Here is a 26018-nt window from a genome sequence, read left to right as displayed (position 1 = left end):
CGTGGGCGTCCTGTCCAATGTGCGGAGGGGCGTGATACGCTGTCCTGCGTTGTCCTTGTGCCGCAGAGACGGCGCCTGGCCCTGGAGTCCGCCCGCTGGGTGACGGGGCCGCCGGAGGGCGGGACACACGTCAGCTGTCTGGAGTCCGCACATTGAAGTCTGCGCCCTTGTCCCCCCGCATGCCCTGGTTTGCGCGCTGGTTCACGCCAGCGCCGGCGACGGACGCATCACCGGCGACCCAGGCCGACAGCGCAGACGGAACGGCGACGGCGAACGTTGCTGGTGAGCCCGGTGAGCGGGTTGCAGGTCAGGTCCTGCTGGACCTGCTGCGGCTGGCGGCGCAGGAGCGCGCGCCCGTCAGTCTGAATCTGCCAGAGCTTGAACGATGGGTGCCCACCACGCTCGTGGGCATGTCAGGTGATGGTCGGCAGCTCTACATCCGCCTGCCTGCCGACGCCACACTGGATGCGGCCATGACAAAAGGGGCGCGCTTCAACATGATGCTGCGCAGCCAGGGGCAACCGCTGCTCCTGAGTCTGGAAATGGATCGCTCGACAGGCAGCGGTCACCAGGCTTGCTACGCCGCATGGCTGAGCGACATCGCCATCTCGGCACAGGCACGCGCCTGGCGCCGGGTCTGCCTGCCGGGTTCGCGGCGGATCTCGCTGGTCCGGCCGCTGACCGGCGGAAAGTCCCTGGTGTGCCGCGTGATCGACCTCAGCGAAGGGGGCCTCGGCATCGCACTGCCTGAAGGCACCACCCTCCCGGTGGGGCCGGGCGATCACTGGGCGGTGGCGCGGCTGGAAACACCTTCCGAGTCGATCGGACCGTTGGAACTGGTGGTGTGCAACGTCCGCAACGAGAACGGGCAGCGGCAGCTGGGACTGCGCATCACCCGCATCAGCGGCCCCGAGATGCAGCGCCTGCGGCGCCTGCTGATGCAGCTGCAGACCTTTCGCGCACGGTCGTAGCGGGCCGGCGCGCCGGTCCGAGCCCGGCGGCAGCGCTTTCTGTCAGACGTCGATGTTGCCGGCGCGCAGGGCGTTGGTCTCGATGAAGTCGCGGCGCGGTTCCACCTCGTCGCCCATGAGCATGGTGAACACGCGGTCGGCTTCGATGGCGTCGTCGATCTGCACGCGCAGCAGGCGGCGCACGGTCGGGTCCATGGTGGTTTCCCACAGCTGCTCGGGGTTCATTTCGCCCAGGCCTTTGTAGCGCTGGCGGGCGGTGGTGCGTTCGGCTTCGCTGATGAGCCACTGCATGGCCTGGCGGAAGTCGCCGACCTTTTCTTCCTTCTGTTTGTCGCCTTCGCCGCGCTGCACCTTGGCGCCGTCGCCCAGCAGGCCGCGGAAGGTGTCGGCCGCGGTGGACAGGGCGGCGTAGTCGGCGCCGTGCACGAAGTCCTGCGTGAGGATGCTGCTCTTGACGTTGCCGTGGTGGCGGCGGCTGATGCGCAGCACCGGCTTGTCGGTGCGCACGTCGAATTCGCCGGCCACTTCGGGCGGCACGCCGGTGGTGGACAGCTCGGCCAGCTTGGCCTGCATGGCCACAGCGCTGGCTTCGGCTTCTTCCACGGTGTCGAGCTTGACGCTGACGCCGTCGGCCATGGCGCGCAGGGCTTCGGCGTCCATGAAGTTGGACAGGCGCTTGATCACGTTCTCGGCCACCTGGTGCTTGCGCGCCAGTTCGGCCAGGGTGTCGCCTTCGAGCGTGGTGCTGGTGGCGCCGCCGGTCTGCACCTTGGCATCGCGCAGGGCGATGCGCAGCAGGAACTGGTCCAGCGCGGGCGCGTCCTTGAGGTACAGCTCTTCCTTGCCGTTCTTGACTTTGTAGAGCGGCGGCTGCGCGATGTAGATGTGGCCGCGCTCGACCAGCTCGGGCATCTGGCGATAGAAGAAGGTCAGCAGCAGGGTGCGGATGTGGGCGCCGTCGACGTCGGCGTCGGTCATGATGATGATGCGGTGGTAGCGCAGCTTGGCGACGTTGAAGTCGTCCTTGCCGTCACCGTTGGCGCTCTCGCCGCCGGCCTTGCCGATGCCGGTGCCCAGGGCGGTGATGAGGGTCAGGATTTCGTTGGAGGTCAGCAGCTTCTCGTAGCGCGCTTTCTCCACGTTCAGGATCTTGCCGCGCAGCGGCAGGATCGCCTGGAACTTGCGGTCACGGCCTTGCTTGGCGGAGCCACCGGCGGAGTCGCCCTCGACGATGTAGATCTCGCACAGGGCGGGGTCTTTTTCCTGGCAGTCGGCCAGCTTGCCGGGCAGGCCCATGCCGTCGAGCACGCCCTTGCGGCGCGTCATTTCGCGCGCCTTGCGGGCGGCTTCGCGGGCGCGGGCGGCTTCGACGATCTTGCCGCAGATGATCTTGGCGTCGTTGGGCTTTTCCTGCAGGTAGTCGGTCAGCAGGCGGGCCACCACGTCTTCCACCGGGCCGCGCACTTCGCTGCTCACCAGCTTGTCCTTGGTCTGGCTGCTGAACTTGGGTTCGGGCACCTTGACCGACAGCACGCAGCACAGGCCTTCGCGCATGTCGTCACCGGTGACCTCGACCTTGGCCTTCTTGGCGAAGTCGTTTTCTTCGATGTACTTGTTGATGACGCGGGTCATCGCGGCGCGCAGGCCGGTCAGGTGGGTGCCGCCGTCGCGCTGCGGGATGTTGTTGGTGAAGCAGAGCACCTGCTCGTTGTAGCCGCTGTTCCACTGCATGGCGACTTCAACGCCGATGTTGGTGCCCTGGTCGCTCGCACGGTCGCCCAGCGCGTGGAACACGTTGGGGTGCAGGACGGTCTTGCCCTTGTTGATGAACTCGACGAAGCCCTTGACGCCGCCGGCGCCGGAGAAGTCGTCTTCCTTGCCGCTGCGTTCGTCCTTGAGGCGGATGCGCACACCGTTGTTCAGGAACGAGAGCTCACGCAGGCGCTTGGCCAGGATCTCGTAGTGGAAGTCGTTGTTCTCTTTGAAGATCTCGGTGTCGGGCAGGAAGTGCACCTCGGTGCCGCGCTTCTCGGTCGCGCCGGCCACCTTCATCGGCGAGATCTCGACGCCGTCGCGCGTCTCGACGATGCGGTTCTGCACGAAGCCGCGCGCGAACTCGATCTGGTGCATCTGGCCTTCGCGGCGCACCGTCAGGCGCAGCCAGATCGACAGCGCGTTCACGCAGGACACGCCCACGCCGTGCAGGCCGCCCGAGACCTTGTAGCTGTTCTGGTTGAACTTGCCGCCGGCGTGCAGCTCGGTCAGCGCGATCTCGGCGGCCGAGCGCTTGGGCTCGTGCTTGTCGTCCATCTTCACGCCGGTGGGGATGCCGCGGCCGTTGTCGGTGACGCTGATCGAGTTGTCGCTGTGGATGGTGACGACGATGTCGTCGCAGTGGCCGGCCAGGGCCTCGTCGATCGAGTTGTCGACCACCTCGAACACCAGGTGGTGCAGGCCGGTGCCGTCGGACGTGTCGCCGATGTACATGCCGGGGCGCTTGCGCACGGCTTCCAGGCCCTCCAGGATCTGGATGGCACCCTCGCCATACCCCTCGCTCGCGCCGGCCTGGTTGGCGTCGATCTTGGGCTGGAAGTTGGAGCTGTCGGCGCCCGCTTCACCGGTGTGAACGGCGTCGGTTCCGGATTCGGCGGGCTTGTTGGCTTCGGACATGGTGGATTTCTCTGACTTCTAGAAACGCCAAACCCGCTGGTCAGCGGGTTGGTCTGCAAGGGGACTGCGGGGTGGTTGCGGATCAGATCCGCATCGGCATCACCACGTACTTGAACGCGTTGTCGTCGGGGTTGGTGATCAGCGCCGAGCTGTTGCCGTCGGCCAGCTCGATGCGCACCATCTCCTGCGTCATGTTCTGCAGCGCGTCGATCAGGTAGGTGACGTTGAAGCCGATCTCGATGGCGTCGCCGCCGTAGTCGATGTCGAGTTCGTCCACGGCCTCTTCCTGCTCGGCGTTGCTCGACGCGACGCGCAGCGTGCCGGCTTCGACGTTCAGGCGCACGCCCTTGAACTTCTCGCTCGTCATGATGGCCGTACGCTGCAGGCTGGCCAGCAGCGGCTGGCGGCCCAGCGTGACGATGTTCTTGTGGTTCTTGGGGATGACGCGGTTGTAGTCGGGGAACTTGCCCTCGACCAGCTTGGTGACGAATTCCATGCCGTCGAAGCTGAACTTGGCCTGGTTGGATGCGAACTGCATCTCGATCGCGCCTTCCTTGTCGGACAGCAGGCGCTGCAGTTCCAGCACGGTCTTGCGCGGCAGGATCACTTCCTGCTTGGGCACTTCCACGTCCAGCTCGGCGCTGGCGAAGGCCAGGCGGTGACCGTCGGTGGCCACCAGCGACAGCTTCTGGCCTTCGGCCACGAACAGGATGCCGTTGAGGTAGTAGCGGATGTCGTGCACCGCCATGGCAAACGAAACCTGGCCCAGCAGGCTCTTGAGCGTCTTCTGCGGCACGCTGAACACCGGGCCGAAGCTGGCCGATTCCTGCACCAGCGGGAAGTCCTCGGCCGGCAGGCTTTGCAGCGTGAAGCGGCTCTTGCCGCCCTTGAGGATGGTCTTGCCGCCGGTGTGTTCCAGGCTCACCGCCTGGTCGCCCGGCATGGTGCGCAGGATGTCAATCAGCTTGCGCGCGCCCAGGGTGGTGGCGAACGAGCCGTCGTCGCCGCCGAGTTCGGCCGTGGTGCGGATCTGGATTTCCAGGTCGCTGGTGGTCAGCTGCACCTGGCTGCCGGTCTTGCGCAGCAGCACGTTGGCCAGGATCGGCAGGGTGTGCCGGCGCTCCACGATGCCCGCCACCGACTGCAACGCAGCCAACACTTTGTCCTGGGTGGATTTCAAAACGATCATGTCAGGGTCTTTCGTCTCGGGGGGCCTGGCGGCCGGCACGCTGGTTAAGCCAAAACTTTGCTATTTTCACCTGTTTGCAAGGCACTTTTGCCGGCGGCACCGGGTGTTTTCACCAAGCCCGGTCCGGCCAGGGGCCTCACCCCTTGAGCGTCTGCTCCAGCACGTGCAGCTGCTGGTTCAGCTCGGTGTTGGTCTGGCGCTCGGCCGCGATCTTGCGCACCGCGTGCAGCACCGTGGTGTGGTCGCGGCCGCCGAACAGTTCGCCGATCTCGGGCAGGCTCTTCTGGGTCAATTCCTTGGCGATGAACATCGCAATCTGGCGCGGGCGGGCGATGCTGGCCGGGCGCTTCTTGCTGTACATGTCCGCGACCTTGATCTTGTAATAGTCGGCCACGGTCTTCTGGATGTTCTCCACGCTGATCTGCCGGTTCTGGATCGACAGCAGGTCTTTGAGCGCATCGCGTGCCAGCTGGATGGAGATTTCCTTCTGGTTGAAACGGCTGTAGGCCAGGATCTTGCGCAGCGCGCCTTCGAGCTCGCGCACGTTGGAGCGCACGTTCTTGGCCACGAAGAAGGCCACTTCTTCGGGCATGACGGCGTTTTCCACCGCCGCCTTGTTGATCAGGATGGCCACCCGCATTTCCAGCTCGGGCGGCTCGATGGCCACCGTCAGGCCGGAGTCGAAACGCGAGACCAGGCGCTCGTGGATGTCGGCCAGGCCCTTGGGGTAGGTGTCGCTGGTCAGCACGATGTGGCTCTTGCGGGCCAGCAGCGCCTCGAAGGCGTTGAAAAATTCTTCCTGCGTGCGTTCCTTGTTGGCGAAGAACTGCACGTCGTCGATCAGCAGCAGATCGAGCGAGTGGTAACGCTCCTTGAACTCGTCAAACGTCTTGCGCTGGTAGGACTTGACCACATCCGAGACGAACTGCTCGGCGTGGATGTACAAAACCTTGGCCTGCGGGCGGTCCGCCAGCAGGTGGTTGCCGATGGCGTGCACCAGGTGGGTCTTGCCCAGGCCGACGCCGCCGTAGATGAACAGCGGGTTGTAGAGCTGGCCCAGGCTGCCGGCCACGTGCATGGCTGCGGCGCGCGCCATGCGGTTGGCCGAGCCTTCCACCAGCGTGCCAAAGGTCAGCGCCGGGTTCAGCCGGCTGCGGGGGCCGGTCACCACCGCGGCCTCGACCGGGGCGACATCGGGCATTTCCGACAGCACCTGTTCCTGCACCGTGCGGGTGGCGGGGGTCGATCGGATGGGGCCTTCGCGCGGAGCGAGCGCTAACTCAAGAAAGACCGGCGTGCCCTGGATGCTTTCCAGCAGGGCGGTGATGCGGGCCGCGTACTGCGCCCGGATCCAGTCCATCTTGAAGCGGTTGGCCACGAGCAGCGTGACCTTGCCGGCGTCGGGCGATACCGTGGCGGCCAGCGGCCGGATCCAGGTGTTGAACTGCTGCTCGGGGATGTCCTGGGCCAGCCGGTCCACGCAGGTCTGCCACAGGTCGGTGGCCGCGGGTGGCGTCAGGTCTTCGGGAATGCCCTCGATCATGCTGGGAAAAACGGGAAAAGTGTTGTGGACAAATGACAGAGGGCTGAGGCGGCATTGTAGTGCGCGTGGGCACTTATCCACAAGGCGGGCGCGCACGGGCGCGGCCCCGGGCCGGCCGCGGGTCAGGGGCGCGGAGTTTACGCAGAAAACCGGGTTTGCCGGTTAAGTGCTTGCCCTGTTTTGGATTTTGGCGCGATAATCGCGGGTTTTCCTCTAACTTGAAAAGCCCTGGCCTTGCCTGGGCCGCACTGCCATGGCAATGAAACGCACCTACCAGCCTTCCAAAATCAAGCGCGCCCGTACGCACGGTTTCCTCGTGCGCATGAAGACCCGCGGTGGTCGCGCCGTCATCAACGCGCGCCGCGCCAAGGGCCGCAAGCGTCTGGCCGTCTGAGGCCATTGACGCGCTGGCCGATGCTGGCCGGTCGGATGCCCTCAACCTCCCGCTCCTGCGGGGCCGGCTGATGCAGCGCATCCGCAACCGGGCCCAGTTTCAGGCCGTCCTGGCGGGCCCGCCTGTGGCCAAGACCGCCCATTTCGCCTTGCACCGTGCCGCCCTGGATGGCGCGCACGAAGGCCGCCCTCTTTTTGCTGTAGCCGACGCCTGGCTGGGTGTTCTGCTGCCCAAACGCTGGGCGCGCCGTGCGGTCACGCGCAACACCATCCGCCGCCAGATCTACGAAACCGCTCGCGCGGTGCCGGTGGGTCTGCCGCAGGCTGCCTGGGTGGTGCGTCTGCGCAGCGAATTCAGTCGCAAGCAGTTCATCAGCGCCACGTCGGAGCCGCTCAAGCACGCCGTGCGCGCGGAGCTGCAGCAGCTGCTGGGCAAGGTGGCCAAGGCGCCGCCGGCCGGCCCTGTGGAGACCGGTCATGTGGGCTGAATGGCCGCGCCGCGCCCTGATCGGTCTGGTCAAGGGCTACCGCCTGCTGCTCAGCCCCTGGCTGGGCAACAGCTGCCGCTTCGAACCCACCTGCTCGGTCTACGCCATCGGCGCCCTGCAGCGCCACGGCGCGCTGGCGGGGGCTTATCTCATGCTGCACCGCATCGGCCGTTGCGGCCCGTGGTGCGCGGGCGGTTGCGACCCGGTGCCCGCAACGCCTCCCCGGCTGTTCACGCGGCTGATCCCTTCTTCTTCCCCTGAAAAGCAGAACCTGTCATGAATGACATCCGTCGGTCCATCCTGTGGGTGGTTTTTGGTTTTTCGATGGTCCTGATCTGGGACAAGTGGCAAATCCACAACGGGCAGAAGCCGACCTTCTTCCCGACCGCGGCGGTCACCGCCCCGGCCGACGGCAAGCCGGCCGCGCCCGCGACCGATGGCTCCGTGCCCGCGGCCAGCAGCGCCGTGCCGGCCGGTGCCGCCGCAGGGATCGCGCCAGCGGGTGCCCCCGCGCCCGCCCCGGCCGGCCAGCGCGTGGACGTCAGCACCGACCTGTTCAAGCTGACCTTCAACACCGAAGGCGGTTCGCTCATCGGCGCCACGCTGCTCCAGCACGCCAGCAAGCAGCTGGGCACCGCCCCGATCGAACTGCTGACGCAGACGCCCGAGCACACCTACATCGCGCAGACGGGCCTGATCGGCGGGGCTTTCCCCACCCACAAGACGCCCATGACGCTGGTGCCCGGCGCCACCGCGCTGGTCGACGGCCAGAACGAACTGCAGATCCGGTTCGAGTCGGCCGATGTGGGCGGCGTCAAGCTGGTCAAGACCTACACGCTCAAGCGCGGCAGCTACGTCATCGGCGTGAGCCACGAAGTGGCCAACACCGGCGCGGCCGCGGTCAGCCCTCAGCTGTACGTGCAGCTGGTGCGCGACGGCGCCACCGGCGCCAGCGAAACCCCGTTCTATTCCACCTTCACCGGCCCGGCGGTCTACACCAACGAGCAGAAGTACCAGAAGGTCGAGTTCAAGAAGATCGACGAGAACAAGGTCGACATCGTCAAGACCACCAGCGACGGCTACGTGGCCATGGTCCAGCACTACTTCGCCTCGGCCTGGTTGCTGGCCGAGGGCACGGCGCGCGACAACTTCGTGCGCAAGGTGGACAACAACCTGTACGCCGTGGGTTCCATCACCACGCTGCCGGCGGTGGCCCCGGGCCAGAGCCAGAAGGTGGACGCCCGCCTGTTCGTCGGCCCGCAGGACGAGCACGTGCTCGAAGCCACGGCCCCGGGCCTGGAGCTGGTCAAGGATTACGGCTGGCTGACCATCCTCGCCAAGCCGCTGTACATGCTGCTGTCCACCATCCACGGTTTCGTGGCCAACTGGGGCTGGTCCATCGTGCTGCTGGTGGTGCTGCTCAAGGCGGCCTTCTACTGGCTCAACGCCAGCGCCTACCGCTCCATGGCCAAGATGAAGGCGATCAACCCCCGCATCACCGAAATGCGCGAGCGCCTCAAGAGCAATCCGCAGGCCATGCAGCAGGAGATGATGAAGATCTACCGGGAAGAGAAGGTCAACCCGCTGGGCGGCTGCTTCCCCATCATGATCCAGATCCCCGTGTTCATCGCGCTGTACTGGGTGCTGCTGTCCAGCGTGGAGATGCGCAACGCGCCGTGGATGGCCTGGATCACCGACCTGTCCACCAAGGACCCGTTCTTTGTGCTGCCGGCGTTCATGACGCTCACCACCATCGTGCAGACGGCCCTGAACCCGCTGCCGCCGGACCCGCTGCAGGCCAAGATGATGTGGATGATGCCGCTGATGTTCTCGGTGATGTTCTTCTTCTTCCCGGCCGGCCTGGTGCTGTACTGGATCACGAACAACGTGCTGACCATCGCGCAGCAGGCCTTCATCAACCACAAGATGGGCGTGCCGCTGAAGATCACGAACCCGTTCGAATTGTTCAAGAAGTAACCCCAGAGATAGCCACCCCCTGCGCCGCTGCGCGGCTTCCCCCAGGGGGACAATGCGAGCGGCCCGGCCAAAGCCGGTTCCGCCGCATTCTTGGTGGAGGCCTCTCTTCCAGCTGGGCCTGCTTTTGCAGGCCCTCGCTGTTTCTGAAACTCCCTGTCGCAGAATCTCACCATGCTTGCCGCCGCCCGTGACCCCATCGCCGCCATCGCCACCGCGCCCGGTCGTGGGGCGGTGGGCATCGTGCGGGTCTCGGGCCAGGGGCTGGCGCCGTTCGTGACGGCCTTGCTGGGGCGGCTGCCCAGGGCCCGCGAGGCCACCTACCTGCCGTTCCCGGACGCGGCGGGCCAGCCCATCGACCACGGCCTGGCGCTGTGGTTTCCGGGGCCGCATTCCTACACCGGCGAAGACGTGCTGGAACTGCAGGGCCACGGCGGGCCGGTGGTGCTGCAGCTGCTGCTGGCGCGCTGCCTGCAGGTGGCCCAGGCCGCCGATGCCCAAGGCCAACCGCTGCTGCGCGGGCTGCGGCCGGCGCGGGCCGGTGAGTTCACCGAACGCGCTTTCCTCAACGACAAACTGGACCTGGCCCAGGCCGAGGCCGTGGCCGACCTGATCGACGCCAGCACCGAGGCCGCGGCGCGCAGCGCCAGCCGCTCGCTGGCGGGGGTGTTCTCCGAGCGCATCCACGCGCTGCGCGACGCGCTGGTGAACCTGCGCATGCTGGTCGAGGCGACGCTGGACTTCCCCGAAGAAGAGATCGACTTCCTGCAGAAGGCCGACGCCACCGGCCAGCTGGACCGCCTGCGCCAGGGCCTGGCCGCGGTGCTGAACGAGGCGCGCCAGGGCGCGCTGCTGCGCGACGGCCTGAAGGTGGTGATTGCCGGACAGCCCAACGCGGGCAAGAGCTCGCTGCTCAACGCGCTGGCGGGTGCCGAGCTGGCCATCGTCACCCCCATTGCCGGCACCACGCGCGACGTGGTGCAGCAGACTATCCAGATCGAAGGCGTGCCGCTGCACGTGATCGACACCGCCGGTCTGCGCGAAGGGGCGGACGTGGACGAGGTCGAGCAGATCGGCATCGAACGCGCCTGGGGGCAGATCCACAAGGCCGACGCGGTGCTGTTCCTGCACGACCTCAGTCGCTGCGACCAGGCCGACTACCAGGCGGCCGATGCGGCCATCGCCGCCGACCTGCCGGCGGGCGTGACCCTGTTGCCGGTCTGGAACAAGCTGGACCAGTGCAGCCCCGGGGCGCAGCCGCTGCTGGCGCAGGCGCAGGCCGCGGGCGACCTGGCCATTTCGGCCAAGCACGGCGACGGGTTGCAGGCGCTGCGCCAGCGCCTGCTGCAACTCGCTGGCTGGCAGCACGCGGGCGACGGCCTGTTCATGGCGCGCGAGCGCCACCTGCAGGCGCTGCGCCGCGTGGGCGAGCACCTGGACCTGGCGCACGAATGCCTGGCCGCTCAGGCCGAACACCTGGATCTGCTGGCCGAAGAGCTGCGCCTGGCGCAGCAGGCGCTGGGCGAAATCACCGGCGAATTCAGCGCCGATGACCTGCTGGGCGAGATTTTTTCGCGTTTTTGCATCGGTAAATGAGGCGCTCGGCGCCGTTGGTGCGCTGCAGCGAACCGCTGGGAACGCAGGTGTAAGCACGCGTAAGCAGCGCCTTGCGCGCCGGGGCGACGGGCGGTTATGGTCGCCGCATGAACGCTGTGTCGCCCTCTTCCGTGCGCTTTGACATCCTGGACCTGGCCCAGGCGATGAAGCACAGCAATGCGCTGGACGCGGTGCCCCTGAACCTGCAGGACGCCCAGTGGCGCAGCCTGGCCGACTACCTGCAGCCGGTGAGCCTGCAGCAGGGCCAGGTGCTGATCGAGCAGGGCGTGAAGGACCGAACGGTCTACTTCGTGGAAAGCGGCAGCCTCACGGTGCATTACGAGGACGACAAGGACCGCATCCGCATCGCCATGGTGGGGGCCGGCTCGCTGCTGGGCGAAGGCGCCTTTTTCAGCCACCTGCCGCGCAGCGCCACCGTGAACGCCGGCAGCGCCTGCCGGCTGTGGTGCCTCACGCCGCTGCGTTTTCGCGAACTCTGCACCCGGTTCCCCGAGCTGGCGCTGGACATGACGGTGGCGATGTCGGCCGTGCTGGCGCGCCGCATGTACAACAAACCCAAGCGGGTGGCCGTCACCTGATCGGCCATCGGCGACCCATCGGCCACCCGTGGGTGCGCCCGAACATTCAATTCCCGCGCCGCGGCGCCGATAGTCTGGACACGCTCCTGTGGCGCCTTCGAGGCTCGAACCATGCTGCTGCTGAACTGGCTGAACGCCAAATACCCCGCCAACGCGCGCAAACGCGCTGCGCTGCGCCCGCGCAAGTCCTTTGGCCAGACCACGCTGCCGCTGATTTCGCCGCGCCGGGGGCGCCGCATCCTGCGCCGCGAACAGCTGTTCTCGGTGGTGCGCGAATCCATGATCCGCGGCGGCGTGCTCTCGTCGAGCTACGAATTCAAGGTGCTCACGCTGGACGCCAATGGCGACAGTTTTCTGGTGCTGATCGACCTGGCGTTGCCGGCCGAGGTGATGCCCGACGAGTACCTGCTGGAAATCGAACGCTGGGTGCAGGCCAGCGCCCAGTCGCGCCACGACATGACGGTCGGCTCGGTCTACTGGCGCCGCAAGGCGGTGCACGACCAGCGCGGCATCGCCCTCAAGGCCGCCGTGGCGGCGCAGCACCGGCGCGAAGCGCCCGCATCGGCCCCGGCCCCGCTGAACAGCGACACCGCCATCCCGCGCCCGGAGATGCCGCATTCCAGCGGCCGCGCGCAGCCCGTGGGGCGCGACGAGCTGGAAGCCTTCCGTCTCGCGCTGGCGTCCGTGCAGGCGCCGTTGCGCGGGGGCCCGCACGAAGCCGACGTGTTCGGCCACCTGCCCCAGCCCGAATCGCACAGCGACTTCGGCGCGCTGAGCGCCACGCAGTACGGGAAACTCTGACCCCGTCGGCGGCCGGCAGGCGGGGCAGCGCCCCGCGCAGCGGTGGAGCGTGTGGGGGCAAGGAATCCGGCGCCGGGCCGCCCCAAGACGGATTTGCGCCCCCTTGGGGGGCAGCGACCCGCGTCAGCGGCGGAGCGTGGGGGCCCCGTTCTTCAGTGGCCGGCGAAGTCGAGCAGGGTGAACAGCGCCAGGCCCGACTCGCGCAGCTTCTGTGAACCGCCCAGTTCGGGCAGGTCGACGATGGCGGCGCCCTCGATCACCTCGGCCCCCAGCTTTTCCAGCAGGCGGCGTCCGGCCATCATGGTGCCGCCGGTGGCGATCAGGTCGTCGATCAGCACCACCCGGTCACCGGGCTGGACAGCGTCGGTGTGCAGCTCCACCGTGGCGCTGCCGTATTCCAGCTCGTAGGTCTCTTCCACCGTGGTGAAGGGCAGCTTGCCTTTCTTGCGGATGGGCACGAAACCCAGGCCCAGCTCGTAGGCCAGCACCGAACCGATGATGAAGCCGCGCGCGTCCAGCCCCGCGATGACCGTGGGGCGCAGCGCCCGGTCCATGTAGCGGTGCACGAAGGTGTCGATCAGCACGCGGAAGACCTTGGGGTCTTGCAGCAGCGGCGTGATGTCGCGGAACTGCACGCCCGGTGCCGGCCAGTCGGGCACGGTGCGGATGTGGCTCTTGAGGTAGGCGGAGGTGTCCATGGCGGGATTATGAGGACCCTCCGCCGTGCGGGCCATGATCTCTGCCACGGGAGGCCGTGGTCCCAGCCGACGGTCGGGGCGGACGAGGCCCAGGGGCCGGCCGCCGTCAGGCCTTGCCCGACAGCAGCTTTTCTTCGGCCAGTGCCAGCGCGGTGGTGCTGCCGCTGAGCACCAGGGTGTCGCCGCCTTCGAGCACGGTGTCGTCACCGAAGGCCTCGCTGCGCCCGTTGGCGCGCCGCAGGCTGGCGGTGTGCACGCCCATGGCGTCCAGCGCCAGGCTGCCCAGCGTGCGGCCGACCTTGCGGCCACCGGGCGGGATGGTCACCGTGCTCAGGCGCTCGGTGTCGGCGTCTTCCACGCTGTCGTCGTCGGCGCCGTGGAAGTAGCCCTTGAGCAGGTTGTAGCGCTCGTCGCGCTGGTCCTGCACCACGCGGATCACGCGCCGCATGGGCACGCCCACCAGGGCCAGCGCGTGGCTGGCCAGCATCAGGCTGGCCTCGATGGCTTCGGGCACCACTTCGGTGGCGCCGGCCTGGCGCAGCTTGTCCAGGTCCAGGTCGTCGACGGTGCGCACCACCACCGGCACCTGGGGCGCGTGTTCCTGCGCGTGGTGCAGCACCTTCAGGGCGCTGGCGGTTTCGATGTAGGTGATGACCAGCGCGCTGGCGCGGTGCAGGCCGGCGGCCATCAGCGCCTGCAGGCGGGCCGCGTCGCCGAACACCACCGAGTGGCCGGCCGCCGCCGCCTGGCGCACCCGGTCCGGGTCCAGGTCCAGCGCCATGTACGGAATGCCTTCGGCTTCGAGCAGTCGCGCCAGGTTCTGGCCGCAGCGGCCATAGCCGCAGATGATCACGTGCTTGTCGGCGCTGATGGCCTTGCGCGCGATGCTGGTCATCTGCACCGACTGCATCAGCCAGTCGCTGCCCACCACGCGGGTGACCACGTCGTTGGCGCTCTGGATGATGAACGGCGTGGCGAGCATGGAGATCACCATGCTCGCCAGGATGGGGTTGAACAGCGCCGGCGGCACCAGTTCGTGCTGCCCGGCCAGCGACAGCAGCACCAGGCCGAACTCGCCCGCCTGGCACAGGTAGAGGCCGGTGCGCAGCGCCGTGCCCATGGGGGCGCCGAACGCGCGCGTGAGCCCGGTGATCATGGCCACCTTGAAACCCAGCGAGAGGGTGAGCAGCAGCAGCACCAGGGGCCAGCGTTCGAGCACCAGGCGCCAGTCCAGCAGCATGCCGATGGTGATGAAGAACAGGCCCAGCAGCACGTCGTGGAAGGGGCGGATGTCGGTCTCCACCTGGTGCTTGTATTCGGTCTCCGAAATCAGCATGCCGGCCACGAAGGCGCCCAGGGCCAGCGACAGGCCGGCGTGTTCGGTCAGCCAGGCCAGGCCCAGGGTGATGAGCAGCAGGTTGAGCATGAACAGCTCTTCGCTCTTGCGCCGCGCCACCAGGGTCAGCCACCAGCGCATCACGCGCTGGCCGCCGGTGAGCAGAATGCCCAGCAGCACCGTGGCCTTGAACAGGGCCACGCCCAGCGCCTTGAACAACTCGTCCGGTGGCGAACCCAGCGCCGGGATCAGCACCAACAGCGGCACCACCGCCAGGTCCTGGAACAGCAGGATGCCGACCACGCGCTTGCCGTGGTCCGATTCGAGTTCCAGCCGCTCGGCCACCAGCTTGATCACGATGGCCGTGCTGCTCATGGCCATGACGCCGCCCAGCGCCAGCGCCATCTGCCATTGCATCTGCCACCAGGCGGGCAGCAGCCGGCCCAGCGCCAGCGAACCCAGTGTGGTCAGGGTGACCGTCAGCACCACCTGCGACAGGCCCAGCCCGAACACATGGCGCTTCATGGCCTTGAGCTTGGGCAGGCTGAATTCGAGCCCGATGACGAACATCAGGAACACGACACCGAACTCGGCCAGGTAGCGCAGCCCTTGCGAGTTCTGCGCCAGGGCCAGGGCGTTGGGCCCGATGACCACGCCCACCACCAGGTAGCCCAGCATGGGCGGCAGCTTGAGCAGCCGGCAACCCACCACGCCCAACACGGCCGCGGCCAGGTAGAGCAGGGTCAGGTCGAGGGCATTCATGCCCCTATGGTAGCGGCCGGTCTTCCGCGTTTCGCGGGTGTCGGCGCCGGGTGCACAACGATAATCGCGCCATGACCGCAAGCACCGCATTCGACCCGCAACGCGCCCTCGCGCTGGCCCGTGAAACCCTGGACATCGAGGCCCAGGCCGTGCAGGCCATGGCCGCGCGGCTGGACGAGCGCTTCGCCCGCGCGGTCGCGCTGGTGCTGGCCTGCCGGGGGCGCCTGGTCGTCATGGGCATGGGCAAGAGCGGCCACATTGGCCGCAAGATCACGGCCACGCTGGCGTCCACCGGTACGCCGGCCCTGTTCGTGCACCCGGCCGAGGCCAGCCATGGCGACTTGGGCATGATCACCGCCGCCGACGTGGTGCTGGGCATCAGCAACAGCGGCGAGAGCGAAGAGCTCACCGCCATCCTGCCGCTGATCAAGCGCATGGGCGTGCCTCTGATCGCGCTCACCGGCCGCGCGCAATCCACCCTGGGCCGCCACGCCGACGTGGTGCTCGACGCCGCGGTGGACAAGGAAGCCTGCCCGCACAACCTGGCGCCCACCGCCAGCACCACCGCGCAGCTGGCGCTGGGCGATGCGCTGGCCGTGGCGCTGCTCGATGCGCGCGGTTTCAAGGCCGACGACTTTGCCCGCTCGCACCCCGGCGGCGCGCTGGGCCGCAAGCTGCTCACGCACGTGAGCGACGTGATGCGCAGCGGCGACGAACTGCCGCGCGTGCCGCTGGATGCCGACCTGATGACGCTGATGCGCGAGATCAGCGCCAAGGGCCTGGGCATGAGCGCCATCGTCGATGCCGACCAGCGCGTGCTGGGCATCTTCACCGACGGCGACCTGCGCCGCCTGATCGAAAAGTCCGGCAGCAGCGTGGACCTGCGCAACCTGCGCGCGCGCGAGGTGATGCACGCCCACCCGCGCACCGTGCGGGCCGATGCGCTGGCCGTCGTCGCCGCCCAACTCATGGAAGCCAGCCGCATCACCAGCGTGCTGGTGGTGGACGAAGCGGACCGCCTGGTGGGCGCGCTCAACAGCAACGACCTGATGCGCGCCAAGGTGATTTGACCCCCCGCGCCGCGCTGCGCGCGTCACCCCCCAGGGGGCGGCGCTGGCGGCCTGGCAAAGCCAGTTCCGCGGCGCTCTCGACCACCCACCCTTCGCGCCGGTACGATCACCCTATGTCCGCTTCCGAATTGCCTCCGCTGCCGCCCCTGCGCCCTGTGCTGAACTTCGATCCCGCGCTGCTGCTGCGGGCGCAGCCGGTGCGGGTGGTGTTTTTTGACATCGACGGTGTGCTGACCGACGGCGGGCTGTTCATTTCCGAGGCGGGCGAGACGCTCAAGCGGTTCCATTCGCTCGATGGCCACGGCATCAAGCTGCTGCAGCGCGCGGGCATCACCCCCGCGGTGGTGACCGGGCGCGACTCGCCCGCGCTGCGCCTGCGCCTGCAGGCCCTGGGCGTGCAGCACGTGCGCTACGGCACCGAAGACAAAGCGCCCGCAGCGGCCGAGATCCTGGCCGGCCTGGGCCTGGACTGGTCGCAGGCCGCCGCCATGGGCGACGACTGGCCCGACCTGGCCGTGCTGCGCCGCGTGGCCCTGGCCTGCTGCCCACCCACGGCCCACGACGAGGTGCTGGCGCTGGCCCACCACGTCACGCGGCACGCGGCCGGCGCCGGCGCGGCGCGCGAGCTGTGCGACCTGCTGCTGGTCGCCTGCGGCGCCTACGCACACGAACTCGACATGGCGGCCCGGTGAACGCGGCGACCCTGTCCCCCAGCACCCCGCCGACGGCGCGCGCGCGTCCCCGCTCGCGCCAGCGCCTGTGGGACCAGGTCTCCATCTACCTGCCGGTGCTGCTCATGGCCCTGCTGGCGGCGGCGTCCTACTGGCTGTTGCGCGCCACGCCAGAAGCCCTGGAACCCCCACCCGAGCGCCCCGTCACGCACGAGCCCGACTATTTCATGCAGCGCTTCTCGGTCAAGGTGTTCGACGCCAGCGGCGCCCTCCGGAGCGAGGTCTTCGGCGCCGAGGCGCGCCACCACCCCGACACCGACACCGTCGAAATCGACAACGCCCGCATCCGCTCGGTCGGCGCGGGCGGGCAGCTGACCACCGCCACCGCACGGCGCGTCGTCAGCAACGCCGAGCAGACCGCCTTCACGCTCGACGGCGATGCGGTCGTGGTCCGCGAACCCGCGCGTCCGGGCCAGGCCAATGCGGTGCCGCGGCTGGAATTCCGGGGCGAATTCATCCAGGTCTTCACCGCGCCCGAGCGCGTGGTGTCCGACCGCCCGGTGCTGCTGGTGCGCGGCAACGACCGTCTGCAGGCCGACACGCTCCAATACCTGGGCGGCGACGTGCGCGTGGCCACCCTCACCGGTCGCGTGCGCGCGACCCTGGCGCCCCGCTGAGGCGCGTCGCCATGTCCGATCCGACATCCCCCCTGGCCTTCATCACCGGCGCGTCCAGCGGCATCGGCCAGGCGCTGGCCGCCCGCTACGCGCAGGCGGGCTGGCGCCTGGCGCTGGTGGCGCGCCGCACCACCGACATGCAGGCCTGGGCCGACGCCCAGGGTTACGGCCCCGAGCGCTGCCGCGTCTACGGCGCCGACGTGGCCGAGGTGGACAGCATCGTGGCCGCCGGCCAGGCCTGCATCGCGGCCCAGGGCCTGCCCGACGTGGTGATCGCCAACGCCGGCGTCAGCATCGGCATGGACACCGCCGAGCGGGACGATCTGGACGTGCTGGCCCGTACCCTGGCGCTCAACAACACCGGTCTGGCGGCGACGTTCCATCCGTTCGTGGCCGGCATGGTCGCGCGCGGCAGCGGCTCGCTGGTGGGCATCGCCAGCGTGGCCGCCATCCGTGGCCTGCCCGGGCATGGCGCCTACTGCGCCAGCAAGGCCGGCGTGGTCGCCTACTGCGAAAGCCTGCGCGGCGAACTGCGCGCCAGCGGCGTGAAAGTGGTGACCCTGCTGCCGGGGTATGTGGACACGCCGCTGACGCGCCAGAACCGCTACGGCATGCCCTTCCTGCTCAGCCCCGAAGCGTTTGCCGACCGGGCGTTTGCCGCCATCACCGCGCAGACCAGTTACCGCGTCATCCCCTGGCAGATGGGGGTGGCCGCCAAGCTGCTGCGCCTGCTGCCCAACCCCTGGTTTGACCGCCTGCTCGCCGGGCGGCCCCGCAAGCACCGCAAGGGTGAAGGCCAAGCCTGACCAGGCCGGTGGCCAGGCGGCCCTCTCGCCCGGACGCCGCTGGCCCGGACCCTGTCGAGCCGCTCCCGCCACCGCTCCGGCCAGGTTTCGTACAGGCAACAAAAAAGCCCCTGGGCCAAGGCCTCGGGGCTTTTGTTTCAGACCGCCTCAGCGGTCTGGCGCGGGTCGTTGCGATCAGTAACCGCCGCGGCCACCGCCGCCGCCTTCACGGCCACCACGGCCAGCGCCGTAGGGGCTGCGGAAGCCGCCTTCGCCGCCACCACCACCGAAGCCGCCGCCACCACCACGGGGGCCACCGAAGCCACCGGTGCGCGGGGGACGGGCTTCCATCGGGCGGGCTTCGTTCACGACGAGGCTGCGGCCGCCCAGGGACTGGCCGTTCATGCCTTCGATCGCGGCCTGGGCTTCAGCATCGTTGCCCATTTCGACGAAACCAAAACCCTTGGAGCGACCGGTGTCGCGTTCCATCATGACCTTGGCGCTGTTCACAGAACCAAAAGCGCCGAAGGCTTGTTGCAGATCTTCGTCGCGCACGGTGTACGGCAGGTTGCCGACGTACAGTTTGTTGCCCATGGTTGGGACTCCTAGAAACACTGAAAGAAGTAGCGATGGAGCCCCGTTAGCACACAAAACCTGTAGCACGCGAAACCGACCGATCACTGGTTCAACGGGCGCCTCCAGGCGCTCGCGAGGGCGATTATGCGCCGATCGTTCCGCGCGTTGGGACATTTTTTCCGCCCATGCAAGCCCCCTTCGGGCTTGGTGCGCGTTTACAACAGCGGGGCAGAACGGGCGCCTCGCGCCGCCGCGCCATGGGGTGCAACGGGCCCGCCGCTGGGCCGCTCCAGCCCCCTGCGGCGGAGCACCGGGGCTTGGGCTTACACCCCGCTGGCCGTGACGCTGCAGCGCACCCCGAACACCACCGAGCCCCCCGAGGGCAGACTGGGCAGGACCACGCCGCCCGGGGTCAGCAGGTTGGCGGAGGTGGCTGGGCAACTGGCCACCGGGTCGCCGCCGCTGGCGCTGCACGAGACCACGCTGCAGCTGGACAGCCCGGCATCGGGCGTGTCGCTGACCACCGCACCGTCGGCACTGGCCGGCCCCTGGTTGGCGACCGTGACGGTGTAGGTGGTGGTGGTGCCGGTGGTGACCGTGCTGCTGCCGTTGTCCTTGGCCACGGTCAGCGTGCCGCTGCACACCAGCGTGGTGCTGACCGTGCTGCTGCCGTTGGCCAGCGTGCTGTCGGCGTAGGGCGCCTGGAAGCCGGCGACGGCGGCGGTGTTGACCAGCGGGCCGGGGCAGGCGCTGTTGCTCACCCGCACCGTGCCGGTGATGGCGTCGAGGGTGGTGCTGGCCGCGATGGGCAGGGCGACCGTGCTGTCGCAGCTCACGGTCTGGCCGCTCTGGCCGCAGGTCCAGCCGGTGGGGGCGATGGCGCCGGTGATGACCGCGCCCGCGGGCAGCGTGTCGGTGACGCGCACCACCCCGTTGGCCAGCACCCGGGTGCTGGCGTTGGTGTTGGTGGCGTCGGCGGCCTGGTCGGTGCTGTAGCTCAGGTCGCGGATGGTGCGGCCGTTGTTGCGCGGCGTGAGGGTGTAGGTCAGGGTCTGGCCGGCGGTCACGCTGGCCGGGGCCGACTTGGTGATCGACAGGTCGCCCTGCAGGCAGACGTCGTCGCTGGCCGGGCCGGCGACCAGGCCCGAGTGCTGGCTGCCGCCCACCGTGGTGCCCGGGCCGGGGTTGGTTTCGTAAGCCGTGTTGACCGTGCCGCCGACCTGGGCGCCGGCCCGGTTGGCGGTGTTGTTCGTCGCAGGGGCCACCTCGCGGCCGGCGGTGCTGCGCGTCGGGTCCAGGTATTTCACGCCCGCCGGGTTGTGGAAGCACCCCACCGGCGCGCTGGCCGGCACGCTGACCACGAAGCTGAGCGTGACCCGGCCGGGCGTGCCGCTGGTCAGGCCGGGGATGGTCAGGTTGCTCCAGACCGGCGCGGTGTTGGGCACGCCGTTGACGCTCAGGTTGGCCACCGTGCCCGGGCTGCCCGCCACCGCCGGCTGGCCGGGCGTGGCGCCCTCGACGAAGCCGCCCCAGGCGCTGGCCGAGAGCGCGGGCGCGAAGCCCAGGCCGCTGGTCTGCGAAAAGGTCCAGCCCGGGGGCAGGGTGTTGTCCACCAGATCGGCGCCGATGGCCGAGCCGCCGCTGTTGCTGACCACGATGGTGTAGCTGACCGAGGTTGCGGCAGCGGTGGTGACGGTGGGCGTGAGCGTGGCCTTGACCACGCTGAGCTGCGGCAGGCACTGCGCGCTGGGGCGGGTGCTGGTGAAGCTGCTGTCGGCCGGGGCGGTGTTGCTGCCGCCGGTGCCGGCCGTGGCGCCGTGGGCCGCACCGCCCACCGGGTTGCCGCCGATGTTGGTGATGCCGTTGGCCGAACCCGTGTTGCTGGCCGTGGCGGCGCCGGAGCGGATGACCACCCCGCCAGCGCCGCCGCCGCCGCCGGCATGGGCGTCGGCGCCGCCGATGTGGGAGTCGCCACCCGTGCCGCCTCGCACGTTGACCGTGACCGCGCCCAGGCCGCCGGCCACGCTCATCAGCACCACCGAACCCCCGGCGCCGCCGCCGCCGGCCCCGTCGTTGACCGGCTGGGTGCGGCCGTTGGCGCCGTTGGCGTTGACCGTGCCGCTGCCGCTCATGCTGCCGGCGCGCACGATGACGATGCCGCCGCCCGCCCCGCCGCTGGAGTTGATGGGGTCGGCGCCGCTGTTGTTGGTGCCACCGGCGCCGCCGCCGCCGCCCATGACCACGCGGTTGGGCGCGGCCGAGGCGAACGCGGCGCCGCCGATGCCGCGCAAATCGAAATCGGCCACGGTGAAGGTGCCGCCCCAGCCGCCGCTTTTCCAGCCGTAGGCGCCCAAGCCGCCGATGCCGCCGTTGCCGCCGCCGCCGCCGCCGCCGTTGTCGCGTGCGGCGTCGCGGTTGTCGCCACCGCCGCCGGCGTTGCCGGGGGCGCCACGGCCCTGGTCGCCGTTGGCATAGCCGCCCCAGGTGGCGCCGTTGTCCAGGCGCAGGCTGGTGGCGGGGTTGAACACCCAGCGTGGGGTGCCCGCGATGCCTTCGCCCTTGGTGGAGTGCTGGTCGCTGGCCAGCGTGGCCACGTAGTCGGGGGTGGCGTCGGCGTCGGCGACGCCGAGCCATTGCACGGCCGCGGCGCCGCGAAAGCCGCGCTCGCTCACGTCGATGGTTTGCCCGTTCCAGTTGAGGGCGCCGGCCACGTCCAGCGCCACCACGCCGCCGGTGCTGCCGTCCCAGTAGGCGGCGTTGACGGCGCCGGTCAGGGTCAGGGCCGCGTGCTGCGGCACCCGGATCACCTGGAAGGTCCGGCGGTTGGTGGCGGTGCTGGCGTCCTGCACGTAGGTCGCCGCCAGCGGCGCGCCGCGCAGGTCCAGCGAAGCGGCGGTGGTGCCCGCACCGGCGCGCACATATTCGTAGCGTCCGGCCAGGCAGCTGCCCACCGGGTCGGTGTAGCCGCGGCCCGTGCCATTGCCGGCGCCGTAGTTGCTGGTGTTGGTCGTGTTCAGGCTGGCGCACTGCATCTGCACCAACATCACCAGGTCGCCGGGTGCCACGGCCGTGGCCGCGCCGCGTGATGTGCCCAGGGCGATGCTCGTGCTGGCGGCGCTGTAGCTGCCGGCGGCGGGCGGGTAATAGGTGTTGATGGTGCCGCTGCTGGCGGTGCTGCCGTCACGGCCGGGCATGGCGCAGGTCTGGGCCAGGGCGTGGGGCAGCGCCATCAAGGCGGCCAAGCCCAGCAGCCAGCTTTGTGCGTGCGGAATGAAGCGTCTCACCATCGGGATTGAATACTTTGTGCTGTAAAAACAGGGTGAGATTGTCCATCAGGTCCGCCCCGCGGGAGCGGGCACAAACGCACGAACGGCGCCGATCGTGCGGCCACGCGGTCAGTTGGGGGGCGGGCCCGGCCGGTAAATCAGGTGGTAGCTCAGCCCCACCAGCACGCTGCCGCCCAGCAGGTTGCCGGCGATCACCGGCAGCAGGTTCCCGCCCAGGCCGCTCCAGGTCACGGGCGGCGCGGCCAGCGCCGGGTCGCCCGCCTGCACCAGCATGGCCAGGGGAAAGAAATACATGTTGGCGATGCTGTGCTCAAAGCCCGCGGCCACGAACGCCGCCACCGGCGGCACCACCGCCACCGCCTTGTCCACCACGCTGCGTCCGGCCATGGCCATCCACACCGCCAGGCACACCAGCACGTTGCACAGCACGCCGCGAAAGAAGGCCTCGTGCCAGGGCAGCGACTGCTTGGCCAGCGCGATCTTGACGACCTGGGCGCCGATCGCGCCGCCAGCCTGCGCGGTGTGCCCGCTCAGGTACACCAGCAGGGCCAGCCCGGCCGCGCCGACGAAATTGGCCGCGCACACCAGCACCCAGTTGCGCAGCACCTCGGCGCTGCCGATGCGGCCATCCGCCCAGGCCATGACGATCAGGTTGTTGCCGGTGAACAGTTCGGCCCCGGCCACCACCACCAGCAGCAGGCCGAGCGCGAACACCCCGCCGCCCAGCACCTGGCCGGTGGCAAAGCCCAGCGTGGGGTCCGATCGCACCAGGTTGAAAAACAGCGAACCCAGGCCGATGAATGCCCCCGCCAGCACGCCCAGCATCAGCAGCGGCAGGGTGGCCATGCGGGCCTTGGCCACGCCCACGGTCTCGATGCGCTGGGCCACCTCGCGCGGGGCGTAGGCGTCGGAGCCAAACAGTTCGGACATGGGCTTTCCTTTGAGATCAGGGCGACGCTGATGAGGTCCCCGCGGATGCGATCACTCGCTGTCGGGATGGGCTGCAAGGCGCAAAACGCAGACGGGCCGGGCGGCCCGGCGAGGCTTTGAAACGCGGCAGACCGCCCGAGAGCGAGATGAGCGCCCCGCGAGAGACTTCATCAGCGTTGCCTCAGCCTTTATACTGCCGCACAGCGCCGATTTGATCCGGATTGCGGGCGCTCTAAAAATGCCGCTAAAGGGGAGATGCCCGGTCTGCCTCTTGGTGTTCCGGGCTTTTCTCTTTTCGGACCTGCCTCGCAGGAGAACCCAGTGATCGTCACACCCCAAACGTTCCGGTTCGACACGCCGCTGCCGCTCAAAAGCGGCGCCGTGCTGCCGGCCTACGAACTCAAAGTCGAGACCTACGGCACGCTCAACGCCGACCGCTCCAACGCGGTGCTGATCTGCCACGCCCTCAACGCCAGCCACCACGTGGCCGGCTTTCACGCCGACGAACACGGCCAGCCGCTGCCGCGCAGCGAAGGCTGGTGGCACAACATGATCGGGCCGGCCAAGGCGCTGGACACGAACCGCTGGTTCGTCATCGGCGTCAACAACATCGGGTCGTGCTTCGGCAGCACCGGCCCGACCCACACCAACCCCGCCACCGGCCAGCCCTGGGGCGCCGACTTCCCGGTGGTCACGGTGGAAGACTGGGTCGACGCCCAGGCCCGCCTGCTCGACGTGCTGGGCATCCAGCAACTGGCGGCCGTCATGGGCGGCAGCCTGGGCGGCATGCAGACCCTGAGCTGGACCCTGCAGTACCCCGAGCGGGTGCGCCACGCGGTGGTGGTGGCCAGCGCGCCCAACCTCACGGCCGAAAACATCGCCTTCAACGAGGTGGCGCGCCGCGCCATCGTGACCGACCCGGACTTCTGTGGTGGCCACTACCTGCGCGAAGGCACGCTGCCGCGCCGTGGCCTGCGCATCGCCCGCATGATCGGCCACATCACGTACCTGAGCGACGACGTGATGAACGAAAAATTTGGTCGTTCGCTGCGCACCGCCAACGGGGAAGACCCGGCCGACACCGCCGAGCTGGCCTACCGCTACACCACGCAGGACGTGGAGTTCCAGATCGAGAGCTACCTGCGCTACCAGGGCGACAAGTTCAGCGAGTACTTCGACGCCAACACCTATTTGCTCATCACCCGCGCGCTCGATTACTTCGACCCCGCGCGCGAGTACGACGGCAACCTCAGCGCCGCGCTGGCGCGCGCCACGGCCAAGTTCCTGCTGGTCAGCTTCACCACCGACTGGCGCTTCTCGCCCGGGCGCAGCCGAGAAATCGTCAAGGCCCTGCTGGAGAACAAGCGCGACGTGAGCTACGCCGAGATCGATGCGCCGCACGGCCACGACGCCTTCTTGCTCGACGACCCGCGTTACCACGCGGCCGTGCGCAGCTACTTCGAACAGACCGTTTCCCAGGGCGTGACCACGGAGGTGGCCCATGGCTGACCCGACCATCCTGCACAGCATCGCCCGCCTGGTGCCGCCGGGCTCGCGCGTGCTCGACCTGGGCTGCGGCGACGGCGCCCTCATGGCCCACCTGCAGGCCACGCGCCAGTGCACCGGCTACGGCGTGGAAATCGACGACGCCAAGGTGCACGCCTGCCTCAAGCGCGGCGTCAACGTGCTGCAGCTCAACCTGGAAGACGGGCTGAACATGTTCGGCGACGACGCCTTCGACGTGGTGCTGCAGATCGATACCCTGCAGCACCTGCGCAACGCCGAAACCATGCTGCGCGAGACCGCACGCGTGGGCCGCAGCGGCGTGGTGGCCTTTCCCAACTTTGCCCACTGGCCCAACCGGCTGGCCGTGCTGCAGGGCCGCATGCCGGTGACCAAGCGCCTGCCCTACCAGTGGTACGACACGCCCAACATCCGCGTCGGCACCTTTGCCGATTTTGAAGTGCTGGCGCGCAGCTGCGGCCTGAGCATCACCGACAGCTTCGGCCTGCACGAGGGGCAGGAAGTGCGCCGTTTCCCGAACCTGCTGGCGAGCACGGCGGTCTTCAAGTTCAACAACTGAACATCGGGCCCACGCGCCGCCGCTGCGCAGGTCGCTGCGGCTAGAATCGCCGCTCACCCGTCATGGGGGAGTAGCCGCCTTGCAGGGCAAACACTGCAAGGGCCCGCGTCAACACACTTGGTCCTCACGACCATGGCGCGGGCAGCCCAGGAACCACCTGGCCTGGCAAGACCTGTGACCACAACGCCTCCGGTCGGGCCGGGGACGCGTTGTGGTCATCTCGTTGGTCTGGCCCTGAGGAACACCATCTTGGAAGCATTTCTGGTCTCCATCGGCATCGTCGCGCTCGGTGAAATGGGCGACAAGACGCAGCTGCTGGCCATGCTGCTGGCCGCGCGCTTTCGCAAACCCCTGCCCATCGTGCTGGGCATCCTGGTGGCCACGCTGGCCAACCACGCGCTGGCCGGTGCCGTCGGCCAGTGGGTGGCCGACGCGATCGGCCCGGTCTGGCTGCGCTGGATCATCGGCGGCTCGTTCCTGGCCATGGCGGTGTGGATGATGATCCCCGACAAGATCGACGAGGACGAGACCGACGCCAAGGGCCTGCGCCTGGGGGTGTTCGGCACCACCGTGGTGGCCTTTTTCCTGGCCGAGATGGGCGACAAGACGCAGATCGCCACTGTCGCCCTGGCCGCGCGCTACGACGCGGTGGTGGCCGTGGTCGCCGGCACCACGCTGGGCATGATGCTGGCCAACGTGCCGGCGGTCTTCCTGGGCGACCAGATCGCCCAAAAGGTGTCGATGACGCTGGTGCACGGCATCTCGGCGCTCATTTTTGCGGTGCTGGGCGTGCTCACCCTGCTCAACGTCGGCCACCTGTTCTGACCACGGTGCCGGGCGGCGTGCGTGACAGACCGCACGCCGCACCCGGTTTCGGGGCCGGCCGTGGCGTTGATCCAGGTCAAAACCCCCGCCATCA

23 protein-coding genes and 2 riboswitches are annotated in these 26018 nt (G+C 68.9%); of the genes, 15 read left to right on the top strand and 8 right to left on the bottom strand.

What is annotated here, in order from left to right:
* The first annotated feature begins 167 nt into the window (after positions 1-167).
* Positions 168-971: a PilZ domain-containing protein gene (locus RMP09_RS00445; RefSeq protein WP_310564034.1), complete on the top strand. Its 804-nt coding sequence runs from the start codon at positions 168-170 to the stop codon at positions 969-971.
* Between the two features lie 42 nt (positions 972-1013).
* Here RMP09_RS00445 and gyrB read toward each other — a convergent pair whose 3' ends face one another.
* The 3 genes from gyrB to dnaA all read right to left on the bottom strand — a co-directional run bounded on the left by gyrB (position 1014) and on the right by dnaA (position 6373).
* The gene (gene gyrB / locus RMP09_RS00440) at positions 1014-3641 is read right to left on the bottom strand and encodes a DNA topoisomerase (ATP-hydrolyzing) subunit B (RefSeq protein WP_310564033.1); all 2628 of its coding nucleotides are present in this window, start codon (positions 3639-3641) and stop codon (positions 1014-1016) included.
* An 82-nt stretch (positions 3642-3723) separates the two neighbouring features.
* Positions 3724-4830, bottom strand: a complete 1107-nt coding sequence (gene dnaN, locus RMP09_RS00435) for a DNA polymerase III subunit beta (protein ID WP_310564032.1) — start codon at positions 4828-4830, stop codon at positions 3724-3726.
* Positions 4831-4966: 136 nt separating this feature from the next.
* A complete protein-coding gene (gene dnaA, locus RMP09_RS00430; RefSeq protein ID WP_310564031.1) occupies positions 4967-6373 on the bottom strand; it encodes a chromosomal replication initiator protein DnaA in 1407 nt (468 codons plus the stop codon).
* 259 nt (positions 6374-6632) lie between these two features.
* On the opposite strand from dnaA, the gene rpmH reads away from it, so the two are divergent.
* The 7 genes from rpmH to RMP09_RS00395 all read left to right on the top strand — a co-directional run bounded on the left by rpmH (position 6633) and on the right by RMP09_RS00395 (position 12224).
* Positions 6633-6767, top strand: coding sequence for a 50S ribosomal protein L34 (gene rpmH, locus RMP09_RS00425; protein ID WP_066096666.1), 135 nt, complete (start codon positions 6633-6635; stop codon positions 6765-6767).
* 70 nt (positions 6768-6837) lie between these two features.
* Entirely contained in the window at positions 6838-7254 is a 417-nt protein-coding gene (locus tag RMP09_RS00420; protein ID WP_310564030.1) for a ribonuclease P protein component, read from the top strand.
* A complete protein-coding gene (gene yidD / locus RMP09_RS00415) occupies positions 7244-7534 on the top strand; it encodes a membrane protein insertion efficiency factor YidD (RefSeq protein ID WP_310564029.1) in 291 nt (96 codons plus the stop codon). The genes RMP09_RS00420 and yidD overlap by 11 nt, the downstream gene beginning before the upstream one ends.
* Positions 7531-9231, top strand: a complete 1701-nt coding sequence (gene yidC, locus RMP09_RS00410; RefSeq protein WP_310564028.1) for a membrane protein insertase YidC — start codon at positions 7531-7533, stop codon at positions 9229-9231. The genes yidD and yidC overlap by 4 nt, the downstream gene beginning before the upstream one ends.
* Before the next feature lie 171 nt (positions 9232-9402).
* Entirely contained in the window at positions 9403-10824 is a 1422-nt protein-coding gene (gene mnmE, locus RMP09_RS00405; RefSeq protein ID WP_310564027.1) for a tRNA uridine-5-carboxymethylaminomethyl(34) synthesis GTPase MnmE, read from the top strand.
* A gap of 107 nt (positions 10825-10931) precedes the next feature.
* Positions 10932-11423, top strand: coding sequence for a cyclic nucleotide-binding domain-containing protein (locus RMP09_RS00400; RefSeq protein WP_310564026.1), 492 nt, complete (start codon positions 10932-10934; stop codon positions 11421-11423).
* Between the two features lie 111 nt (positions 11424-11534).
* Entirely contained in the window at positions 11535-12224 is a 690-nt protein-coding gene (locus tag RMP09_RS00395; protein ID WP_310564025.1) for a hypothetical protein, read from the top strand.
* 152 nt (positions 12225-12376) lie between these two features.
* On the opposite strand, the gene RMP09_RS00390 is transcribed toward RMP09_RS00395, so the two are convergent.
* Both RMP09_RS00390 and RMP09_RS00385 read right to left on the bottom strand, forming a co-directional pair.
* Positions 12377-12922 (bottom strand): adenine phosphoribosyltransferase, encoded by a 546-nt coding sequence (locus RMP09_RS00390; RefSeq protein ID WP_310564024.1) that lies wholly within the window; start codon positions 12920-12922, stop codon positions 12377-12379.
* A gap of 106 nt (positions 12923-13028) precedes the next feature.
* Positions 13029-15020, bottom strand: coding sequence for a cation:proton antiporter (locus tag RMP09_RS00385; protein ID WP_310564023.1), 1992 nt, complete (start codon positions 15018-15020; stop codon positions 13029-13031).
* A 71-nt stretch (positions 15021-15091) separates the two neighbouring features.
* Between RMP09_RS00385 and RMP09_RS00380 the strand changes: the two genes are divergently transcribed.
* The 4 genes from RMP09_RS00380 to RMP09_RS00365 all read left to right on the top strand — a co-directional run bounded on the left by RMP09_RS00380 (position 15092) and on the right by RMP09_RS00365 (position 18244).
* Positions 15092-16090, top strand: coding sequence for a KpsF/GutQ family sugar-phosphate isomerase (locus RMP09_RS00380; RefSeq protein WP_310564022.1), 999 nt, complete (start codon positions 15092-15094; stop codon positions 16088-16090).
* A gap of 113 nt (positions 16091-16203) precedes the next feature.
* Positions 16204-16782 carry an HAD hydrolase family protein gene (locus RMP09_RS00375; RefSeq protein ID WP_310564021.1) on the top strand — a complete coding sequence of 193 codons (579 nt, stop codon included), beginning with the start codon at positions 16204-16206 and terminating at the stop codon, positions 16780-16782.
* On the top strand, positions 16779-17438 hold the full coding sequence (gene lptC / locus RMP09_RS00370) for an LPS export ABC transporter periplasmic protein LptC (RefSeq protein ID WP_310564020.1): 660 nt from the start codon (positions 16779-16781) through the stop codon (positions 17436-17438). The genes RMP09_RS00375 and lptC overlap by 4 nt, the downstream gene beginning before the upstream one ends.
* A gap of 11 nt (positions 17439-17449) precedes the next feature.
* Positions 17450-18244, top strand: a complete 795-nt coding sequence (locus RMP09_RS00365; protein ID WP_310564019.1) for an SDR family oxidoreductase — start codon at positions 17450-17452, stop codon at positions 18242-18244.
* A gap of 174 nt (positions 18245-18418) precedes the next feature.
* Here the strand turns inward: RMP09_RS00365 and RMP09_RS00360 are convergent, their stop codons facing one another.
* From RMP09_RS00360 to RMP09_RS00350, 3 genes are all read right to left on the bottom strand, one after another.
* Entirely contained in the window at positions 18419-18817 is a 399-nt protein-coding gene (locus RMP09_RS00360) for an RNA-binding protein (RefSeq protein WP_310564018.1), read from the bottom strand.
* A 305-nt stretch (positions 18818-19122) separates the two neighbouring features.
* On the bottom strand, positions 19123-22086 hold the full coding sequence (locus tag RMP09_RS00355) for a hypothetical protein (RefSeq protein ID WP_310564017.1): 2964 nt from the start codon (positions 22084-22086) through the stop codon (positions 19123-19125).
* Positions 22087-22194: 108 nt separating this feature from the next.
* The gene (locus tag RMP09_RS00350) at positions 22195-23016 is read right to left on the bottom strand and encodes a formate/nitrite transporter family protein (protein WP_310564016.1); all 822 of its coding nucleotides are present in this window, start codon (positions 23014-23016) and stop codon (positions 22195-22197) included.
* 193 nt (positions 23017-23209) lie between these two features.
* Positions 23210-23285, top strand: a riboswitch (SAM riboswitch).
* Positions 23286-23337: 52 nt separating this feature from the next.
* On the opposite strand from RMP09_RS00350, the gene RMP09_RS00345 reads away from it, so the two are divergent.
* The 3 genes from RMP09_RS00345 (at position 23338) to RMP09_RS00335 (ending at position 25924) form a co-directional block, all read left to right on the top strand.
* On the top strand, positions 23338-24525 hold the full coding sequence (locus RMP09_RS00345; protein WP_310564015.1) for a homoserine O-acetyltransferase: 1188 nt from the start codon (positions 23338-23340) through the stop codon (positions 24523-24525).
* The gene (gene metW, locus RMP09_RS00340) at positions 24518-25099 is read left to right on the top strand and encodes a methionine biosynthesis protein MetW (RefSeq protein WP_310564014.1); all 582 of its coding nucleotides are present in this window, start codon (positions 24518-24520) and stop codon (positions 25097-25099) included. Before RMP09_RS00345 ends, metW begins: the two co-directional genes overlap by 8 nt.
* A gap of 53 nt (positions 25100-25152) precedes the next feature.
* Positions 25153-25335, top strand: a riboswitch (yybP-ykoY riboswitch).
* A gap of 13 nt (positions 25336-25348) precedes the next feature.
* Entirely contained in the window at positions 25349-25924 is a 576-nt protein-coding gene (locus RMP09_RS00335; protein WP_310564013.1) for a TMEM165/GDT1 family protein, read from the top strand.
* The last annotated feature ends 94 nt before the right edge of the window (positions 25925-26018 follow it).

It is taken from the genome of Hydrogenophaga sp., from assembly GCF_031426985.1.
Lineage (GTDB): Bacteria > Pseudomonadota > Gammaproteobacteria > Burkholderiales > Burkholderiaceae_C > Hydrogenophaga.
Note: the sequence above shows the minus strand (reverse complement) of the source record. Positions and strands in the feature narration are given on the sequence as shown.

What these genes read in the sequence shown, in the direction of transcription:
- gyrB (WP_310564033.1), bottom strand. Translation starts at nt 3,641, where the DNA reads ATGTCCGAAGCCAACAAGCCCGCCGAATCCGGAACCGACGCCGTTCAC.
- dnaN (WP_310564032.1), bottom strand. Translation starts at nt 4,830, where the DNA reads ATGATCGTTTTGAAATCCACCCAGGACAAAGTGTTGGCTGCGTTGCAG.
- dnaA (WP_310564031.1), bottom strand. Translation starts at nt 6,373, where the DNA reads ATGATCGAGGGCATTCCCGAAGACCTGACGCCACCCGCGGCCACCGAC.
- rpmH (WP_066096666.1), top strand. Translation starts at nt 6,633, where the DNA reads ATGAAACGCACCTACCAGCCTTCCAAAATCAAGCGCGCCCGTACGCAC.
- RMP09_RS00420 (WP_310564030.1), top strand. Translation starts at nt 6,838, where the DNA reads ATGCAGCGCATCCGCAACCGGGCCCAGTTTCAGGCCGTCCTGGCGGGC.
- yidD (WP_310564029.1), top strand. Translation starts at nt 7,244, where the DNA reads ATGTGGGCTGAATGGCCGCGCCGCGCCCTGATCGGTCTGGTCAAGGGC.
- yidC (WP_310564028.1), top strand. Translation starts at nt 7,531, where the DNA reads ATGAATGACATCCGTCGGTCCATCCTGTGGGTGGTTTTTGGTTTTTCG.
- mnmE (WP_310564027.1), top strand. Translation starts at nt 9,403, where the DNA reads ATGCTTGCCGCCGCCCGTGACCCCATCGCCGCCATCGCCACCGCGCCC.
- RMP09_RS00400 (WP_310564026.1), top strand. Translation starts at nt 10,932, where the DNA reads ATGAACGCTGTGTCGCCCTCTTCCGTGCGCTTTGACATCCTGGACCTG.
- RMP09_RS00395 (WP_310564025.1), top strand. Translation starts at nt 11,535, where the DNA reads ATGCTGCTGCTGAACTGGCTGAACGCCAAATACCCCGCCAACGCGCGC.
- RMP09_RS00390 (WP_310564024.1), bottom strand. Translation starts at nt 12,922, where the DNA reads ATGGACACCTCCGCCTACCTCAAGAGCCACATCCGCACCGTGCCCGAC.
- RMP09_RS00385 (WP_310564023.1), bottom strand. Translation starts at nt 15,020, where the DNA reads ATGAATGCCCTCGACCTGACCCTGCTCTACCTGGCCGCGGCCGTGTTG.
- RMP09_RS00380 (WP_310564022.1), top strand. Translation starts at nt 15,092, where the DNA reads ATGACCGCAAGCACCGCATTCGACCCGCAACGCGCCCTCGCGCTGGCC.
- RMP09_RS00375 (WP_310564021.1), top strand. Translation starts at nt 16,204, where the DNA reads ATGTCCGCTTCCGAATTGCCTCCGCTGCCGCCCCTGCGCCCTGTGCTG.
- RMP09_RS00365 (WP_310564019.1), top strand. Translation starts at nt 17,450, where the DNA reads ATGTCCGATCCGACATCCCCCCTGGCCTTCATCACCGGCGCGTCCAGC.
- RMP09_RS00360 (WP_310564018.1), bottom strand. Translation starts at nt 18,817, where the DNA reads ATGGGCAACAAACTGTACGTCGGCAACCTGCCGTACACCGTGCGCGAC.
- RMP09_RS00355 (WP_310564017.1), bottom strand. Translation starts at nt 22,086, where the DNA reads ATGGTGAGACGCTTCATTCCGCACGCACAAAGCTGGCTGCTGGGCTTG.
- RMP09_RS00350 (WP_310564016.1), bottom strand. Translation starts at nt 23,016, where the DNA reads ATGTCCGAACTGTTTGGCTCCGACGCCTACGCCCCGCGCGAGGTGGCC.
- metW (WP_310564014.1), top strand. Translation starts at nt 24,518, where the DNA reads ATGGCTGACCCGACCATCCTGCACAGCATCGCCCGCCTGGTGCCGCCG.